Raw genomic sequence first — 1,064 nt, forward strand, 5'->3', positions numbered from 1 at the left:
AGATTCGGTGCCGAGCATCCTGAAACAACTCAGGGAGGTCGACGTCATCGTCGACCTCTTCAACGGCAACATCGTGATGGGCCTGAGGCTTCCCTATGCCAATCTGAGGACGCACAGGAAGATCCTGATCGTCGACGGCGCGGTGGCGTTCACGGGAGGCATGAACATCCGCAAGGGATTCTCCGCCGAATTCGCCGGTTCCGAAAGTTCGCGGGATACGCATTTCGAGGTCACCGGGCCGGTTGTGGCCGACCTGTTCTCGGTTGCGGCCGAGGACTGGCGCTTTGCCGGCAACGAGGCCCTGAAGGACGGGCCCTGGCAGGTCGAGCGCGCCGCGCCGCCGCCCGGGCAGCCGGTGCTGGTGCGCGCGGTGGCGACCGGGCCGGACGCCTCCAACGAAACCAACCTCAAGCTTTTGATGGGCGCTTTTTCGGTCGCCCGCAAGTCGATCCGCATCATGTCGCCCTATTTCCTGCCGGACCGGGAGTTCATCAGCGCGCTGACCACGGCTGGCCGCCGCGGCGTCGAAATCGACATCGTCGTGCCGGCGGTGAACAATCTTTTCCTCGTCGATCATGCGATGACGGCGCAGTTCGACCAGGTGCTGAAGCATTATTGCCGGGTCTGGCGCCACGAGGGCTCGTTCGATCATTCCAAGCTGATGGCGATCGACGGCGTGTGGGCCTATGTCGGCTCCTCCAATCTGGACGCGCGCTCGCTGAGGCTGAATTTCGAGATCGACATGGAAGTCCTGGACAAAAACTTCGCCGCCGAGATCGACGCCCGCATCGCGGCCGCCATCTCGACCGCCCAGCCGGTGACGCTGCAGACGCTGAATGCAAGACCATTCGTAGTCCGCGTCTTCGACCGTTTGCTGTGGCTGGGATCGCCCTATCTTTAGAGCAGGAAATCGAGCAGCAGGATCATGGAGATAGACGACATCAAGGGACGCAGCCTGCCGGGGACCGTGCTCCTGTCGATCCGCGCCAGGAACGCGCGCAAGGCGAAGGCGACGCCGCGCAAGCGAGTCAACGACACTGAAATTGTCGTCGCCTCCTACAACG

1 protein-coding gene is annotated in these 1,064 nt (G+C 62.8%); it reads left to right on the forward strand.

Annotated elements, in window-relative coordinates; translation table 11 throughout:
* Positions 1 to 901 (forward strand): phospholipase D-like domain-containing protein (locus EOA28_RS36705; protein ID WP_245501693.1); only part of this gene is annotated, 901 nt, incomplete at its 5' end.
* Between the last annotated feature and the right edge of the window lie 163 nt (positions 902 to 1,064).

Origin of the sequence: Mesorhizobium sp. M2A.F.Ca.ET.067.02.1.1 (assembly GCF_004023285.1) — a bacterium.
GTDB lineage: Bacteria > Pseudomonadota > Alphaproteobacteria > Rhizobiales > Rhizobiaceae > Mesorhizobium.